Here is a 15,809-nt window from a genome sequence, read left to right as displayed (position 1 = left end):
TCAACGGCCTCCGGTTCCGGACGATACGACGACCGGTTGTGACTGGGATGGCTGCCCGGAACTGTCGATTATGGGGCCGGCTTGCGGAAATCGTTCCTTGGGCCGAGCGCCGGGAGCCAAAAAACGACGACGATTCTCGGCCCAGGCTTGGCGGCACTCGTTCGTCGTTTCGGCGAGTTCACCCAGTTCGGAGCAAAGCCGGAGCATTTCGGGCAACGGATCGCCATCGGGATCGCTCACCGTGACGATCTCGGTGCGATCAGGCTTGCGCTCTTCGCGCAGCTGGAGCGCGGTCATGGTGATCGCCACGGCCACGAACGCGATGGCTCCGATCCGCGCGAAGAGCTTGGTGTCCATCGCCTCAGTTCCGGAACATCTGGGCGGTGGTGGGCACATAGCCGCGCCCCGGCGCGAGGAAGCGGCGCAGCTGCTCGCGAGCCTGCACCTTGGCCGCCGCCGCATTGGCGGCATCGAGCGACTGGGCGCGGCCGAGCGCTGCGACCGTGGCAGTCAGATCGGCGAGCTGCTGCGACTGGAGCGCGAGCAACTGGTTTCCGGCCTGGGCGGCCTGCAACGCGCCCGTCGCCGACTGGCTGGCAGTGACGATCGTCTGCACGGCGCTGCGGGCGCCTTCGATGTTGCTCACTGCCCCGGCTTGGACCTTGAGCGCATCCTCGAACGCGGCAACACTGTTGCGCCAGCGCTCCTCGGCACCCTGCACCATCTCGCGCTGGCTGCCAGTGAGGTTCTGGCCGGAGTATTGCCGCGCGAACTCGCGCTCGATCTGCTGGACGTCGAACGAGATGCGCTGCGCCTGCGCCAAGAGCTGCTGGGTCTGGCGGATCTGCTGCTGGAGCGGATCGAGGATGCTGGTCGGCAGGCTCGCGAGGTTGCGCGCCTCATTGATCAGCGAGGTCGCCTGGTTCTGGAGCTGGCGGATCTGGTTGTTGATCTGCTCGAGCGTGCGTGCGGCTGTGAGCACGTTCTGCGCGTAGTTGGAAGGGTCGTAGACGATCCCGCCGAACTGGGCATAGGCGGGCGCGGGCATGAGCGCCGTGGCGGTCATCGACAGCACGGCAGCGCCAGCGGCGAACAGGTGGCGGACCCCTGGCTTTTTCAAATGACTCGACTTCATGGCGGCTACTCCTTGGGTTGGCCCATCGGGGCGGGGGAAACGGGGGACGGCAGCATGTCGGCGGCCCAGGCGAGGCCGCGATGGCGCAGCCACTGGCGCGCAAAATCGTCAGCGCCGTGGATTTCGGTCAGCTCGGCGATCGTCAGTTGGTCGGTCTTCGACGAGGTGGCGGTGAAGGCGAGCGCGACTTCGCCGAGGCCCAGCTCGAACAGCCGGTTGCCGCGCGCCGACTGGCAGTAATAGTCGCGCTTGGGGGTGGCACGGGCGACGATCTCGATCTGCCGGTCGTTCAGGCCGAACCGGCGATAGATCGCCAGAATCTGCGGCTCGACCGCGCGTTCGTTGGGGAGGAAAATCCGGGTTGGGCAGCTTTCGATGATGGCGGGCGCGATCGCCGAAGTCTCGATGTCGGCCAGGCTTTGGGTCGCAAAGACCACGCTCGCGTTCTTCTTGCGCAGCGTCTTCAGCCATTCGCGCAGCTGCGCGGCGAAGGCGGGGCTGTCGAGTACCAGCCAGCCCTCGTCGATGATGATCATCGTTGGTGAGCCGTCGAGCCGCCCCTCGATCCGGTGAAACAGGTACGAGAGGACGGCGGGTGCAGCGGCCGAGCCGGTCAGCCCTTCGGTCTCGAAGGCCTGAAACCTCGCTTCACCAAGATGTTCGACTTCGGCATCGAGCAGCCGACCGAACGGCCCGCCGATGCAATAAGGTGCCAGCGCCTGCTTGAGCGCCTGCGATTGCAGCAGTACGGCGAGGCCGGTCAGTGTCCGCTCGGCCACCGGTGCGGTAGCGAGCGAGGTCAACGCCGACCACAGATGTTCCTTGGTGACCGGATCGACCGTCACGCCCTCGGACGTGAGGATAGCCTGGAGCCATTCGGCCGCCCAATTGCGCTCGGCGGGCTCGTCGATCCGCGCCAGCGGTTGCAGCGACACCGCGCCCGCACCGTCGTCGGAAAGACTGGTTCCCAGATCTTGCCAGTCGCCGCCGCAGGCGAGCGCGGCCGCGCGGATCGAACCGCCGAAGTCAAAGGCGAAAACCTGCGCACGATCGTAACGGCGGAATTGCAGGGCCATTAGCGCGAGCAGCACCGACTTGCCCGCTCCGGTCGGCCCGACGATCAGCGTGTGGCCAACATCGCCAACATGCAGCGAAAACCGAAACGGGGTGGAGCCCTCGGTTCGCGCATAGAACAGCGGTGCATCGCGGAAGTGCTCGTCCCGTTCCGGCCCGGCCCAGACCGCCGAGAGCGGAATCATGTGGGCGAGGTTGAGTGTCGAGATCGGCGGCTGCCGGACATTGGCGTAGACATGGCCGGGCAGCGATCCGAGCCAGGCTTCGACCCCGTTCATGCCCTCGACGATCACGGTGAAATCGCGGCCCTGGATCACCTTCTCGACCAGGCGCAGCTTTTCAGCGGCGAGGCTTGCATCCTCATCCCACACCGTGACCGTCGCGGTGACATAGGCTTGCCCGACGTGGTCGGCGCCCAGTTCCTGCAGCGCCGCATCGGCATCAGCGGCCTTGTTCGAGGCGTCGCTGTCGAGCAGCGTTGATGCCTCATTGGTCATCACCTCCTTGAGGATCGCGGCGACCGACTTCCTCTTGGCGAACCATTGCCGCCGGATCTTGGCGGTCAGCTTGGTGGCATCTGTCTTGTCGAGCATCACCGCGCGGGTCGACCAACGGTAGGCGAAGGCGAGCCGGTTGAGTTCTTCGAGCAGTCCGGGGAAGGTCGAACTGGGAAAGCCGACCACGGTCAGCGTGCGCAGATGCGCGCGGCCCAGGCGTGGTTCGAGCCCACCGGTAAGCGGCTCGTCCGCAAGCAACGCGTCCAAGTGCATCGGCACTTCGGGAACGCGAACCCGGTGGCGGCGGGTCGAGATGCAACTGTGCAGATAGGTCAGCGTCTCGCTGTCATCGAGCCAGGCCACCTCAGGCACGAACCCTTCGACCAAGCGCAGCAACCGGTCAGTCCGGTCGCTGAACAGGTCGAGCAACTCCTTCGGGTTGATCCCCTTCTCAGCCTTGCCCTCGTAGAGCCAGCTTTCGGCGCGGGCCGCATCCTCGGCAGGCGGCATCCACAGCAAGGTCAGGAAATAGCCGCTCTCGAAATGCGTGCCTTCCTCGGCGAACTGTGCGGCGCGTTCGCGCTCAACCAGCATGGACGCCGGATCGGGAAACTGGCTGTCGGGATAGTCCTGCGCCGGGCGGCGCACCGCCTCGACGAAGATTGCCCAGCCCGAGCCCAGGCGTCGCAGCGCAGAATTGAGCCGCGCGGTCGTCGCGATCAGTTCGGCTGGTGTGGCGCTGTCGAGGTCGGGGCCGCGAAAGCGCGCCGAGCGCTGAAAGCTGCCATCCTTGTTGAGTACCACGCCCGGCGCGACGAGCGCCGCCCAGGGGAGGAAGTCCGCGAGACGGTCGGCCTTGTTACGGTATTCGCGAAGCGAGAGCATCGGCTTCAGACCCTCAGATAGGTGGGAAAGCGCAGATGCCGCCGTGCGACATCGACGAATTGGGGATCGCGCCGCGCCGCCCAGACCGAGACCGCATGGCCGAGCGCGAAGATCACCACGCCGGCGATCCACAGTCGCAGGCCCAGACCGATCGCCGCGGCCAGCGTCGCATTGGCGATCGCCAGGCCACGCGGAGCACCGCCGAGCAAGATGTGCTCGGTCAGCGCGCGGTGGACCGGCACCACATAGCCGGGGACGGTTTCGGGCGGCGCGCCGTCCATCAGACCAGCGCTCCGCCGCCGAAGCTGAAGAACGACAGGAAGAAGGACGAGGCGGCAAAGGCGATCGACAGACCGAACACGATCTGGATCATCCGCCGCGCGCCGCCCGAGGTGTCGCCGAAAGCGAGCGCGAGGCCGGTGGCGATGATGATCATCACCGCGACGATCTTGGCGACCGGACCCTGGATGGATTCGAGAATCGACTGAAGCGGTGCTTCCCACGGCATCGACGAGCCAGCGGCATGGGCCGGTGTGGTGAGGCAGAGGGCAACGAAGCCGCCGAGCATGGCTGCGGACAGGCGGGCACGGGCGCGCGAAATGGTCTGGATCATTTGGGAGTTCCTTTTGCTTAGGGGGTGGTGGGGAGAATGCGATAGTCGCCGCGTTCATCGAGCCCGGTGACCTCGGCGAGTTCGGCGAGCCGCCGTCCGGTGCCGTCGCGGACCAGCACGGCGATCACGTCGATGGTTTCGGCAATCAGCGCGCGCGGCACGGTGACGACGCTTTCCTGGATCAGCTGCTCAAGGCGGCACAGCGTTCCGAGCGCGGAACCGGCATGAATGGTCCCGACGCCGCCGGGATGGCCAGTGCCCCAGGCTTTCAGCAGGTCGAGCGCTTCGGCGCCGCGCACCTCCCCGATCGGGATACGATCGGGCCGCAGCCGCAGGGCCGATCGCACCAGATCGGACAGCGTTGCCACGCCGTCCTTGGTGCGAAGCGACACGAGGTTGGGCGCGGCGCATTGCAACTCGCGGGTGTCCTCGATCAGGACCACCCGATCGTCGGTCGTGGCGACTTCCGCCAGCAAGGCGTTGGTAAGCGTGGTCTTGCCGGTCGAGGTGCCACCAGCGACCAGGATGTTCTTTTTGTCGCCAACCGCGCGGGCCAGCGCATCAGCTTGCCACTGCGCCATGATCCCGGCGGCGACGTAATCGCCCAACGTGAACACCGCTACGGCCGGCTTGCGGATCGCAAAGCTGGGCGCGGCCACCACCGGCGGCAACAGCCCCTCGAACCGTTCCCCCGTCTCGGGAAGCTCTGCCGATACCCGCGGCAACTTGGCGTGGACCTCGGCCCCGACATGGTGCGCGACCAGCCGGATGATCCGCTCGCCATCGGCAGCGGACATCCCACTCCCCGTATCGGCGATTCCGGCGCCAAGCCTGTCGATCCACAACCGCCCGTCGGGATTGAGCATGACCTCGATCACCGAGGCGTCGTCAAGCCAGGCCGCTATCTCCGGCCCAAGCGCCGTCCGCAACATGCGCGCGCCGCGCGATGATGCTTCGGACCGGATCGGAATGACGCTCATGGGATGCCCCGTTCAAATGAGGCAACCGACCACCGGCTGCGCTCGCGAGGCAGATCAAAGAGACATCAGAATGGGGGATGGCAACAGGTTGTTGCAGTCAGCGTAGTGTGGCGAAGATCAAGAAATTTCCGGTGCTTTTGCGGACTACCGAATGGGAGTGACTATCGCGATCGCGCCCTCCAAGGCGGAAAAGCAAAGCGCGATTCGACCTACCCTTACCTGTCGTGCTGGTAATCGAGTTGAGCAGAAATCTGCGCCAGAATTGGCTTGGGCACCGGCCTACTTCAGTAAGTCCCCCAACCGCGACCTCCCTTCCAGCCTCCGTGCGAGTGCCTCGACAAAACCCTCATACCGCTCCTTCCCCTGCGCCTGCGCTGCTGCCAGCGCGCTGTCCGGGAGCGGCGGATTGGCGGTCAGCCAGAAGCGCACGAACAGGGCCAAGGCCTCGGTCGTGATTTCGGCCTGCTGATCCAGAGCGTCAATATGTCGATCGATGCGGTCGAGACGTCGGCTGAGCGCGGCTTCGAGTTGCTCCGAATTGTCAGGCGACATGAACGAGCGAAGCGCCGCTTCGACGATATCGGGTTGTCCGACTCGTTTCCGCGATGCGAACTCGGCAAGCTGGTCGATCACATCGGGGGGCAAACGGAAGGTGCGCTTGAGTTTCACATGTCGATCCCGTCATCCAGGTCGAGTGAGGCCTGCCGCGCACTGCGCTCCATGGTGCGGCGTATCCGCTCGTTATTGGCGGCTGCCTGATCGTCTTCGGCACCGTCGGCATCGGAAAACTCGAACTCCGCTGTCGGTGGCTTTGGTTTGGCGACGACCTCGATGTGCTCAGGCAGTTCCGGTTCGCGCCGCAATCCGCCATTGGCGGAATCGAGCTTGCGCCGATGTTCGTCAGCCAACTTTGCGTCAGGCTCGATCAGGGGAAGCGCGCTCCAGTCGTCGGGCGAGCGAGGGGCCTTCGCCTGGCTGCAACTGGCGGGTGCCTTGACCACGCGGGCCTGAAGTCGGCGATCCATGTAGTAGCGCGCCTTCTTGGCTTTGATTGGCGGGGCGCCGGACATCAGCACGACTTCATCGGTCTCGGGCAGTTGCAGGACCTCGCCAGGGGTCAGGAGCGCTCGCGCAGTTTCTGACCGCGAAATCATCAGGTGGCCGAGCCAGGGTGAAAGGCGGTGCCCGGCATAGTTCTTCATCGAGCGTTGCTCGGTGGTCGTGCCCAGAGATTCCGACACGCGCTTGGCGGTGCGCTCGTCGTTGGTCGCGAAGGCCACTCGGACATGGCAGTTGTCGAGGATGGCATTGTTTTGGCCGTAGGCGCGCTCGATCTGGTTGAGGGACTGTGCGATCAGGAACGCCTTGAGGCCGTAGCCCGCCATAAACGCCAGCGCGCTCTCGAAGAAGTCGAGGCGCCCCAAAGCCGGGAACTCGTCGAGCATCAGCAGCACCCGCTGGCGCTTGGACTTGGGATCGAACTCTTCGGTGAGGCGGCGGCCGATCTGGTTGAGGATCAGCCGGATCAGCGGCTTGGTCCGGCTGATGTCAGAAGGCGGAACCACCAGGTAGAGCGAAGCCGGAGGGCCATCGACGAGATCGGCAATCCGCCAATCAGAATGGCTGGTGACCTTGGCTATCACTGGGTCGCGGTAGAGCCCCAGGAATGACATCGCGGTCGAAAGCACGCCCGATCGTTCGTTGTCCGACTTGTTGAGCAATTCGCGCGCCGCGCTGGCGACCACCGGGTGCGGGCCTGCCTCGCCTAGATGGGGAGTGTCCATCATCGCGTAGAGCGTGTTCTCGATCGTCTCGTCGGGGTTGGAGAGGAAGGCGGCGACGCCGGCGAGTGATTTGTCGGTGCCAGCATAGAGAACATGGAGGATCGCGCCGACCAGCAAGGCATGGCTGGTCTTCTCCCAATGGTTGCGCTTTTCGAGGCTGCCTTCGGGATCGACCAGGATGTCGGCGATGTTCTGGACATCGCGCACCTCGTTGATGCCGCGGCGCACCTCGAGCAGCGGGTTGTAGGCGGCGGAATCGAGGCTGGTCGGATCGAAGCGCAAGGTGCGGCTGAAGGTGCCGCGAAACCCGGCGGTGATGTCCCAGTTCTCGCCCTTGATGTCGTGGACGATGGCCGAGCCCGGCCAGGTGAGCAGGCTGGGGATGACGAGGCCGACGCCCTTGCCCGAACGGGTTGGCGCGAAGCACAGCACATGTTCGGCGCCGTCGTGCCGCAGATAATTGTTGTTGAACTGGCCGAGCACCACCCCGCTGTCGGCAAACAGACCTGCCTTGCGGATGTCTTCGCGGGTCGCCCAGCGCGCGGTCCCGTAGGTGTTGGCGTTGCGGTTCTCGCGGCCGCGCCAGACCGACATGGCGATTGCGACCACGATGGCGACGAAGCCGCCCGATGTCGCGATCATCCCGCCCTTGTCAAAAATCTGCGGCGCATAGGCGTCGTAGGAAAACCACCACCAGAACAGGTCATAGGGCCGGTAGACCGGATGGCCGAAAGCGAAGAACCAGGGCGCGCCCAGTTCGGGCTGGTGGCCAAGTGCGGACGCAGTCCACTGGGTTGCGGCCCAGACGCTGATCAGGATGATCAGGAATACGGCCAGCACCTGGCCCCAGAGGATCTTCGCTGCGGACAATGACCATGCTCCTTCCCGTTTCGGGAGGGCATGTCGGTGCGGCAAGCGCGCAATTGCAAGGCCCGCGCGGCAGTGATCGAAGGCTGGCGGATGATCGGAAGGGGTGGCGGGATCGCCCGGCAGACCGCCGCGCCGATTGCGGCCGCTTGAAGAACATAGGTAGAACGAATATCGTTGCCGCCTTGCCGATTCGGCTTCAGCACAGGAATGATGATCATGCAGCACGATGTGGCGCTGCGCGAAGCCGCGCGCGCGATCTACGAGAGCGTTTATCCGGGCGAGGAATGGACACCCGTCCCGTTCGACGAGGCCGAGCGGTTCGGCACGGTCCATTACCGCAATGCCGTCGATGCCGCGCTGAGGGCCGATGCCTGCCTCAACGGTGACGCCACGCACCAGCTGCTGCTGATCTGAGCGCCCCATGAAGGTCCGGATCAGCGATACCGAACTTGCCCGCTGCATCGCCGTGGGCCTTGCGGTCACCGGCAAGCGCGGACAAAGCAAGGATGCCGAGGTCAGCATTCTGCGTCAGCTCGGGCGCTACGATGTTTTCCGCGACGCCGAAGCCGCCGAAGCCAGGTCCAGCCAGGTGCCGCTGTTCGCCGATGACTATGGGGTTGCGAGGGCTGGCGATGTGTTCGAACGGGAGGTGGCCGAACGCAAAGCCCGGCGCGGCGATTTCGACTGGCCGCTCAAGCTCGACCGGCAGGGCTGATGTTCAGATCTCGATCCCGCGCGAGCGCCCGAGCGTCCACTCGATCCCGCCACCCGATCGCGATGCGCCGCTGACATATTGCCCCAGGTGCCGGTCGAGCTGCTTCGACCAGGGAACGAGCGAGAAGCCGAGGCCATCGTCGATCATCGCAAATCGCCCCGATGCGAGCTGGACGCGTCCGCGATAGACGCCCGACACCTCACCGTTGGGTCTGCCCTGACGATAGGGCAGGTTGTGCTCGCGGGAGAGCGCGGTTCCCGCCTCGGCAAGGTCGCGATCGCGCAACGCGCCAAGCAGATTGCGGGTCAGCACGAAACGATTGCCCTGCCGCTTTGCGAGACCCTCGGCTTCGAGATACTCCAGTCGCCGGGTCTTGGCTGCTTCGATTTCGCCACCGAACCCGGCGCCAAGCGCCTGGGGTTCGGAAGCGACGAGCTGCTTGTCGAGCCAGGTCGATCCCCGCGCGGTCTGCTGTGCAGCGAGATCGAGATCGGAATGCGTCCAGAGCGACGATTGCTCGCGGCCGCGCCGGTCGGTCCAGGTCCTGAGCTCGACGATCGCACCGGGCGCGGCATCGCCAGTCAGGTCGATATCGCTGAACTTGTGATGATGGACATGGCCGTCGGCACCATCGATCACTGCATAGGCCTCGCCGGTCAGCTCGTTGTGCAGCCCGCGCTCGACCAGTCGTCCGATCACCGGCTCCGGCGCGGCTTCATCGTGCATGGCGAACCGCCCGGTCTCAGCGGCGAGGCCCTGCCCGGTCATCGCCCGGTGCATCGTCTTGATCACATCACTCCTGACCGCGAGGTCGCGTAGCGATTGTTCGAGCCCCGGCTTGAGCCGCCAACAGCCGGGCGCGATCCGGTCGGCAAGCTCCATGCGTTCGAGCTTGGTGGCGCGGCCAATGAGATGCTGGTGGCCGGGGTTTGTAGCCCGCTGCGGATCGGGGCGAAGGTCGACCACGCCGCCTAGTTCATCGGCCATCCGCTGGAGACGGCGATCGAGACCGGTCCAGCGATCGGCATCAATCTCGCGCATGATTGCTCGTTCGACCTCGCGCTCACTGCGTGGTCCTAGCTCAAGCGAAACGCGCGCTTCCGCGCGACTGCGCATCCCCTCGCGGATGTAGTCCTTGTCGATCACCAGGTCGCGGCCATCGTCGGCCTTGCCTCTGACCAGGATGTGGATGTGGGGATTGTCGGTATTCCAGTGATCGACTGCCACCCAGTCGAGCCCGGTGCCGAGATCCCTCTCCATATCCGCCAGCAGTTCGCGCGTGAAGGTCCGGACATCGGCAAGCTCACCTGCATCTTCGGGCGAAACGATGAAGCGGAAGTGATGACGGTCGTCGGCGCAGCGTTCGGCGAAGGCGGTGCCATCGGCAGAACCGTCACCGTTGCCGAACAGTTCAGCTTCTTTCCCGTCCCGGGTAACGCCGTCGCGTTTGAGATAGGTCAGGTGCTGAGCGAGCGGCGCTGCGGCGAAGCGCGATCCCCGGTGCCGCACGACGCGCGCCTTGACGATGACACGGCGATGGCTGGCGCGAGTGGTTGCTCGCAGGTTGGCAATCCGGCCTCGCGCCAGTCGACCGGTGCCGCGCCTAGCGCCCGAGCTGCCAGATCGACCGCTGTGTCCGGCCCGGTTGGACAAGGCGCGAAGCTGCGCCTTGAGAGTGCGCGCTTTGTGCTGACCAGAGGCGCGGTCACGGATGCGTCCCGGTTTGATATCGAAGTCGTCGTCGCTCATGGGCGGCTAAGGAGGGGAATGGCGGCTGGCTCTGCGCACGGCGGAATTGCGCGCATTCTCCTGAAGGGAGCCAGTCGGGGTACGAAGCGGCTGGCTTTGGAAAGCTCACAAATCTGCGCCCCCACATCCCGGCGGCTGGCTCCGCTTTTATCTTGCCATCCTCCTGTACTTGCCCCTTCTCCTGCTGCCCTTCCGCACTTCCCCACGCCAATCGACGCCATGACACGATCATGGGTCAATCGGGCGATCACTGCGGACGGCTCCCCGAGACGGGCGCGAAGAGGCCGTTCAAGGGAGCGGGCAAAGCGGGAATGGGGGGCGGCGGCGCGGCGGCTGCGAAGCTGCCGGATGCGTCTGCCGCTGCATCTCCGCGCACGGCAAAAAGCTGGCCCTGTGTCCAGGATGTGCGGACCGGCTGCACGGGCGACGCGCTGGCAACGACCGCTGCCGCGCCGCCTAATTGCAGCATCGGTGCAATCCTAGCGACATAGGCGCGGGTCTCCGCAGGGAGTGCGCGCCCACGATCGCGCCAGTCTTCGTAGCGCCCCGGTCCTGCATTATAGGCCGCAAGCATGCCGGGGGCGCCGTAGCTGTCGTACATCTCGCGTAAGTAGGCTGTGCCAGCCAGAATGTTGTCGCGCGGATCGAACGGGTCAGCACCAAGGCCGAACCGGGCGCGCTGGCGCGCCCAGGTTCCGGGCATGAGCTGCATCAGACCCATCGCCCCGGCAGACGAGACCGCGCCGACCCGGCCTGCGCTTTCGTTGCGCATCACAGCATAGATCCAGCCTTCGGGAATGCCGAAGCGCTGCGAGGCTTCGGCGACGTGGCGTTCGATGGCGACGGTGCGCGGCTGCGCCTGTTCGGCAGCGGCCTGCCCGAAGGCAGGCGCACAGCCGAACAGGGCAGCGGCGAGGAACGCGGCAAAGCCCAAGCGATTCCAGCGCACCGGCTCAGTCCGCCTTGTCGTGCCGGGACTGGCGCGACCAGATCAGGACATGGCCGGTGCCATCGTCGTGGAACAGGTTGGCGCGCAGCGGCTGGACGAGCGAGGGATCGTCGATCTGCAGCGCGACATAGTCGCCGGCCTTCTCGCCGGTGCGCTTCCAGCCCGCACCGATCTCGCGCGCTTCATCGTCTTCGCCGGCTATTACCCGGAAGTCGGGTGCGTTCTCGTTGTCGGACGGTTCTGCGGGTAGCAGCACCACGCCAATGTCGAGCGTCAGCGTCGTGATATGTCCGGCAAAGCCGTCCTCACCGCTGACGAAATAGCCAATCTTCATCGTTCAGTCTCCTTCGGTTGTTGAACTGGTGGGTGGAGTTGCACGCGGATCGGCGAACCAGGTGTGGTCGCCATCCCCAGCTTCATCGGTCCAGACGGGCGTCGCGCGGCCGATCACATCGGCATCGCGCAGCACGCCGAAATAGCGCCCGTCGAAGCTGTCGGGCGCGGCCGGGCTCATCACGAACAGCTCGCCGGTGCGCAGCACATGGCAGCCCGCCCAGACGGGGAGCGCACGTCCGAGCCGGTCACGGGCACGCGCTGCGCCGACATATGCACCGTCAATGGTCACGCCATGCGCGAAGCGGCAGATGCGCTGGCCGCTGATGGCGGCGACGCGCTTCAGGAGCGGAATTCCCGTTGGCAGATAATGCCGTTCGGCGAGCAGGCGGCGCAGTGGCGGAGGCGGCTCGATGGCCACGCGCTCGCCGACGTGCAGGCTCGCCTTGCCACGGATGGCGTAGAGCCCGGTCGGGACCGAGGCTGTCGCGTTCCAAACCGCGTAGCGTGAGACCGGCACGGTCAGCGTCACGAGTGTGGCGGTGGCGACAACGCCAGCGAGGATGAACCGTCGCCGCATCATGGGAGCAGCGCCTTGCGCTGGAGCCAGGCGCGGTGGCGCGCGGGGCTGTAGTCGCGTGGGCGTTCACGCCCTGCCATGCGGTTGTGGATGTGCCGCCAGTGATCGGGCGCGACGTCGCACGGATCGATGCCCGAAGCCTCGATCGCGTCGATCAGGCGAAAGACCTGGTTGACCTTGGGCCAGCCCAGGACGGAGAGGAGAAGCTCACCGCCGGGATCGACCCGCGCGATCGGGGTGCAGGACTCATTCGCTCCGACGGCGCGGACGATGTCGAGCGTCGAGCGGATCGTGCCGTAGTCGTTGGCAGCCCAGCGCACCAGACCGAACACCTGGCCTGCGGAATAACTTTCGATCCGCTGCCTCCGGTTAACGATCTTCTCGGCGATTGGCTTGCCGAACTTGAGCCATTCTTCGCGTTCGCCCTCGCGCCAGACCAGCGTGACATGCGTGAGCGGCGGGCCATCGCCGACCCTCGTTTCGGCTGGCCTGTGCGGCGGCGCAGCGCCATCCGTCCTCAGGCGGGGCTGCGTTAGCAAGAATCCGAAGGATTCTTTGTTAGCATAGTTAAGGGAGCCGGAACGCGAGGTAATCCGCGGCTTTGCGGGCCATTTCGGTTCCCGATAGTCCGAACTTTCGGTTCCTGATCGTCCGAGTCCGGCGGTTCCTGATAGTCCGTGTTCCATCACGACATATCCACAGGGCCGAGGCCGACGCGCCGCATGTCGGCGTCGAACGGATCGACTGGGTTCGCGACGAAGAGCAGCCGCTCGCGGCCGAGCGTGTGCTCAATGGTGAGTGCGTATCCGGGGAGCGCTTGCCGCCGCACGATGTCGCGCAGCTCGAAGGCGAAGCGCTTGGGAGCCGACAACGCGCCGGACTTCATGTGGAGGTGCTGGAAGTCGAAGCTCCAGCCACCCTTCTGTTTGCCGCCGTGCTTGCGCACCAAGCGGTATAGCCAGCGTTCGAGCCCGCCAGTCAGTGCGAAATAATCGGGATCGATGGTCAGGACGAGCGCCTGGTCGATCACGCCTTCGTAGAACCAGTCGGGAATGATCATCTCGATCCCGAGCGCGCGGCCAGAGCCATCGAGCCGCTCCTTCCATTCGTTGATCCAGGAGAAGCGGTGACGACGCCGTGCGTCGCGCTGGCGGATCGAGGTCGCGATGGTGGTCGATTGCAGCCGGTCAAGCCCCGCCTTCAGTCGCTCGTAACTGGCCTTGCCGGTGCCGCGACGGGTAAAGGCCAGGATTTCGTGCGGGGTCGCGGCGATTAGGCGCGACGTCGGGCGGCCCATGTCGCGCGCCTCGACGATCTGGCTCGCGACCCATATCAGCACGTCGGCGTCCCAGATCGTCGCCATGCCATGCTCGGCGGTGGCCTCGACCAGGATCGACACCTCGCCCATCCGGAAGTCGATCGGGCGTACCCGCTTGGACTTCGCCAAGCTGAAGAAGGGCCAGGCCATCAGATCCTGGGCGTCGCGGGCGGCGATGTCGCCGCCCTGACCGACGAACAGGTCGAGTTGCTGCGCGCTGGCAGGAATGGCGGATGTGCGGCGCATGGATGTTCCTCAGCGCCGCACCGGCGGAGTGTAGCCGTCGAGCCGCTTGGCGGGGTGAACTATGCCCTTGCCCGGATCGCTAGTCGAACAGCGCAACCCCTGTTCGGCCCAAGCGTCGAGATCCTCGACGGAGTAGACAATCCGACCGCCGAGCTTCCGGTAGACCGGGCCGGTGCCGAAGCAACGATGCTTCTCGAGGGTGCGGGCGGATAGTCCCAGATGCACGGCGGCATCGGGCGTTCGCAGAAATCTGGCAATGACGGGTGTGGGTCTGGCATCCATGGGCGGCCTCCGCTGAGGTTCGACCACAGCGGCGGGCTGCCGCTGGTCGCAGGCAGCAATGGCGAAACGGCAATGGGCTGACGGAGTGACAGATTAAGGCCGGTGAATTCCGTCACCCCGCCGGGTTTGCTCAGTCGTGGCGAAGCAGCTTGCGGTATCCGCCAGTAACCAGACGGCGCGCTTCTGCGATCAGTCGGAGAGTGTGTCGGCGTTCTCCCGAACCCTTCCAGGTCGCGCCGATTAGCGGGCGCAGCCGAGGAAAAACGAGGCCGAAGGCGAGATCGCGAGGGCCAGCACCCGCATCGAGCGCGTCATGGATACCCAGTAGCAAAACGAGCCGCGAACGCCGATAGGCGGACGGCGAGGCCGAGCGGTCAAGCCCGAGGCGAAGTCCGCGCGTGACCCGCTCAAAGCGGGTAGCAGCGGCGAGCCGGGTTGCCGCAGATCGATCATGCAGAATAATTAAACAGTCGGGGCAACCAGAAGGTGCGGCGCGCAGGCACAGGCGAAGCCGTGCCGCGCCGTAGGCAGCGACCAGGTGATGTTCGGTAGGACTGCTTTCTTTCACCAGCGGCTCAAAGCCGGGCGGCAGCGGGATTGCTGCGAAGTCACCGGTTTCGACGACGACGACGTCGGGCGCCACGAGCGGTGACCAGAGCGCCGGATTGTTTCGCGGATCGGCGTCCGGCAAGGTGGGGAAAACTGAGCCCCCATCGCCCGGCCAGACCCTCCTCTTCGGCTTGAGCGCTTGCGGGCTCCCTGGCGATCCGGGCCTGTGTCTCGGCATGATCTCGGAGGTAGTCGGAATTGCGCTGCAGGAACTCCTGCGCAAAGTCAGCGTAATCGTGGTGTGCGTATCGCTCCGCTGCATTCGGCGCGCGCCAAGATGATCCACCCGACACATCCGATCTCCGTAAGTTCAGGTGAAACGGCTGTATGTAAGTATTTGAATATCAGAATTTCTTGGCAAGGTCCGTTACTGCACCGAGTTCTCCGCACCAAGGTAGAACGATGCAGTCGTCATTCGCGATTCGACGGGGTTCGGACGTAAGATCAACGCTTCTGCAGCAGGTGCCGGAACCCATTGTCACGCATCCAGTGCGCGCGCGCCAGGTGGCTCGAAAAGATGAGCCGCGCATGCTCCGTGTCTGAATCAGGTTCGATCTCGAAGACGATGCGGACAATCTCGCGCCAGTCCGCCCCTTCGGCCTCGGCATCGAGCAAGCGCAGGTATGTGACGAGGTTCTGCTCGTCATAAGTGGTCATGCCGTCGCCTTGCGGCGGTTCAGTCAGAAAATGCATTTTTGCCATTGGACCCGCTGGCGTGGCTTACCCGAATCACGCCGCCACGCTCAACATGGTGCGTACACGATATCAGTGGCTCATACTTAGCCCAGACCGGGGATAATGATCCCCATCTGGGGGACAACTTTGCCCTCATGGTGCGATGAAGCGGACTCGGCACACGACCACTGGTCACCCGACTGTCAACTGAACCACAAGCCTTGAAGAGTATACTCCGTGGTTAAATACTCTGCAATGGCCGTCATTGCGCGCAATGACTTTGCGCGAGGTCCTTGCAGAGAATTTGAAACGGCACCGGTTGGCAGCGGGTTTGTCGCAGGAAGAGCTTGCCCATCGCGCCGACATCGACAGGACCTACGTCAGCAGCCTCGAGCGCTGTCAATACGCGGCTACCGTTGACGTCATCGAAAAGCTTGCGCGTGAGTTGAAGATCGACGCCTCACTTCTGCTGCAGCAACCCTGAGCTTCCGGCTCTGTCGATGAACATGCCTAAG

21 protein-coding genes are annotated in these 15,809 nt (G+C 65.0%); 3 read left to right on the top strand and 18 right to left on the bottom strand.

The genetic code is table 11. From position 1 onward, the window contains the following. The 8 genes from trbK-alt to CMV14_RS22380 all read right to left on the bottom strand — a co-directional run bounded on the left by trbK-alt (window position 1) and on the right by CMV14_RS22380 (window position 7,838). Window positions 1-357, bottom strand: coding sequence for a putative entry exclusion protein TrbK-alt (gene trbK-alt, locus CMV14_RS22415; RefSeq protein ID WP_066966676.1), 357 nt, complete (start codon window positions 355-357; stop codon window positions 1-3). A gap of 4 nt (window positions 358-361) precedes the next feature. Next, the gene (gene trbJ / locus CMV14_RS22410) at window positions 362-1,135 is read right to left on the bottom strand and encodes a P-type conjugative transfer protein TrbJ (RefSeq protein WP_083216000.1); all 774 of its coding nucleotides are present in this window, start codon (window positions 1,133-1,135) and stop codon (window positions 362-364) included. A gap of 5 nt (window positions 1,136-1,140) precedes the next feature. Next, window positions 1,141-3,591 carry a conjugal transfer protein TrbE gene (trbE, locus tag CMV14_RS22405; RefSeq protein WP_066966673.1) on the bottom strand — a complete coding sequence of 817 codons (2,451 nt, stop codon included), beginning with the start codon at window positions 3,589-3,591 and terminating at the stop codon, window positions 1,141-1,143. A gap of 5 nt (window positions 3,592-3,596) precedes the next feature. Beyond that, on the bottom strand, window positions 3,597-3,872 hold the full coding sequence (locus CMV14_RS22400) for a VirB3 family type IV secretion system protein (protein ID WP_066966663.1): 276 nt from the start codon (window positions 3,870-3,872) through the stop codon (window positions 3,597-3,599). Then, the gene (locus CMV14_RS22395; RefSeq protein WP_238147319.1) at window positions 3,872-4,159 is read right to left on the bottom strand and encodes a TrbC/VirB2 family type IV secretion system protein; all 288 of its coding nucleotides are present in this window, start codon (window positions 4,157-4,159) and stop codon (window positions 3,872-3,874) included. Before CMV14_RS22395 ends, CMV14_RS22400 begins: the two co-directional genes overlap by 1 nt. 62 nt (window positions 4,160-4,221) lie before the next feature. After that, a complete protein-coding gene (gene trbB / locus CMV14_RS22390; RefSeq protein ID WP_066966658.1) occupies window positions 4,222-5,184 on the bottom strand; it encodes a P-type conjugative transfer ATPase TrbB in 963 nt (320 codons plus the stop codon). A gap of 279 nt (window positions 5,185-5,463) precedes the next feature. Beyond that, window positions 5,464-5,853, bottom strand: coding sequence for a CopG family transcriptional regulator (locus tag CMV14_RS22385; protein ID WP_066966656.1), 390 nt, complete (start codon window positions 5,851-5,853; stop codon window positions 5,464-5,466). Beyond that, window positions 5,850-7,838, bottom strand: a complete 1,989-nt coding sequence (locus CMV14_RS22380; protein WP_066966652.1) for a conjugal transfer protein TraG — start codon at window positions 7,836-7,838, stop codon at window positions 5,850-5,852. The genes CMV14_RS22385 and CMV14_RS22380 overlap by 4 nt, the downstream gene beginning before the upstream one ends. Before the next feature lie 216 nt (window positions 7,839-8,054). Between CMV14_RS22380 and CMV14_RS22375 the strand changes: the two genes are divergently transcribed. Continuing rightward, on the top strand, window positions 8,055-8,252 hold the full coding sequence (locus CMV14_RS22375; RefSeq protein ID WP_096367875.1) for a hypothetical protein: 198 nt from the start codon (window positions 8,055-8,057) through the stop codon (window positions 8,250-8,252). A 7-nt stretch (window positions 8,253-8,259) separates the two neighbouring features. Beyond that, window positions 8,260-8,553, top strand: coding sequence for a hypothetical protein (locus tag CMV14_RS22370; protein WP_066966642.1), 294 nt, complete (start codon window positions 8,260-8,262; stop codon window positions 8,551-8,553). A 3-nt stretch (window positions 8,554-8,556) separates the two neighbouring features. Here the strand turns inward: CMV14_RS22370 and CMV14_RS22365 are convergent, their stop codons facing one another. From CMV14_RS22365 to CMV14_RS22325, 10 genes are all read right to left on the bottom strand, one after another. Beyond that, complete coding sequence (locus CMV14_RS22365; RefSeq protein WP_066966639.1) at window positions 8,557-10,302, bottom strand: relaxase/mobilization nuclease domain-containing protein; 1,746 nt, start codon at window positions 10,300-10,302, stop codon at window positions 8,557-8,559. Between the two features lie 247 nt (window positions 10,303-10,549). Next, on the bottom strand, window positions 10,550-11,236 hold the full coding sequence (locus CMV14_RS22360; RefSeq protein ID WP_269148371.1) for a lytic transglycosylase domain-containing protein: 687 nt from the start codon (window positions 11,234-11,236) through the stop codon (window positions 10,550-10,552). Between the two features lie 19 nt (window positions 11,237-11,255). Continuing rightward, window positions 11,256-11,585: a DUF736 domain-containing protein gene (locus tag CMV14_RS22355; protein ID WP_066966635.1), complete on the bottom strand. Its 330-nt coding sequence runs from the start codon at window positions 11,583-11,585 to the stop codon at window positions 11,256-11,258. 3 nt (window positions 11,586-11,588) lie between these two features. Beyond that, window positions 11,589-12,167 carry a S26 family signal peptidase gene (locus tag CMV14_RS22350; RefSeq protein WP_066966632.1) on the bottom strand — a complete coding sequence of 193 codons (579 nt, stop codon included), beginning with the start codon at window positions 12,165-12,167 and terminating at the stop codon, window positions 11,589-11,591. Beyond that, window positions 12,164-12,703: a DUF2840 domain-containing protein gene (locus tag CMV14_RS22345; RefSeq protein WP_238147122.1), complete on the bottom strand. Its 540-nt coding sequence runs from the start codon at window positions 12,701-12,703 to the stop codon at window positions 12,164-12,166. The genes CMV14_RS22350 and CMV14_RS22345 overlap by 4 nt, the downstream gene beginning before the upstream one ends. Window positions 12,704-12,849: 146 nt before the next feature. Further along, window positions 12,850-13,728 carry a replication initiator protein A gene (locus CMV14_RS22340; protein WP_066966629.1) on the bottom strand — a complete coding sequence of 293 codons (879 nt, stop codon included), beginning with the start codon at window positions 13,726-13,728 and terminating at the stop codon, window positions 12,850-12,852. A 9-nt stretch (window positions 13,729-13,737) separates the two neighbouring features. Further along, the gene (locus CMV14_RS22335) at window positions 13,738-14,010 is read right to left on the bottom strand and encodes a helix-turn-helix transcriptional regulator (protein WP_066966808.1); all 273 of its coding nucleotides are present in this window, start codon (window positions 14,008-14,010) and stop codon (window positions 13,738-13,740) included. A 130-nt stretch (window positions 14,011-14,140) separates the two neighbouring features. Next, window positions 14,141-14,701, bottom strand: a complete 561-nt coding sequence (locus CMV14_RS22330) for a DUF2285 domain-containing protein (protein WP_083215999.1) — start codon at window positions 14,699-14,701, stop codon at window positions 14,141-14,143. Beyond that, window positions 14,619-14,912: a transcriptional regulator domain-containing protein gene (locus CMV14_RS27250; protein ID WP_238147121.1), complete on the bottom strand. Its 294-nt coding sequence runs from the start codon at window positions 14,910-14,912 to the stop codon at window positions 14,619-14,621. Before CMV14_RS27250 ends, CMV14_RS22330 begins: the two co-directional genes overlap by 83 nt. Before the next feature lie 151 nt (window positions 14,913-15,063). Next, window positions 15,064-15,276, bottom strand: coding sequence for a DNA -binding domain-containing protein (locus tag CMV14_RS22325; protein ID WP_238147120.1), 213 nt, complete (start codon window positions 15,274-15,276; stop codon window positions 15,064-15,066). A gap of 292 nt (window positions 15,277-15,568) precedes the next feature. Between CMV14_RS22325 and CMV14_RS22320 the strand changes: the two genes are divergently transcribed. Beyond that, entirely contained in the window at window positions 15,569-15,778 is a 210-nt protein-coding gene (locus CMV14_RS22320) for a helix-turn-helix domain-containing protein (protein WP_066966622.1), read from the top strand. The last annotated feature ends 31 nt before the right edge of the window (window positions 15,779-15,809 follow it).

The sequence above is a fragment of the Rhizorhabdus dicambivorans genome (assembly GCF_002355275.1).
GTDB lineage: Bacteria > Pseudomonadota > Alphaproteobacteria > Sphingomonadales > Sphingomonadaceae > Rhizorhabdus > Rhizorhabdus dicambivorans.
This window is presented reverse-complemented; position numbering and strand designations above follow the sequence as displayed.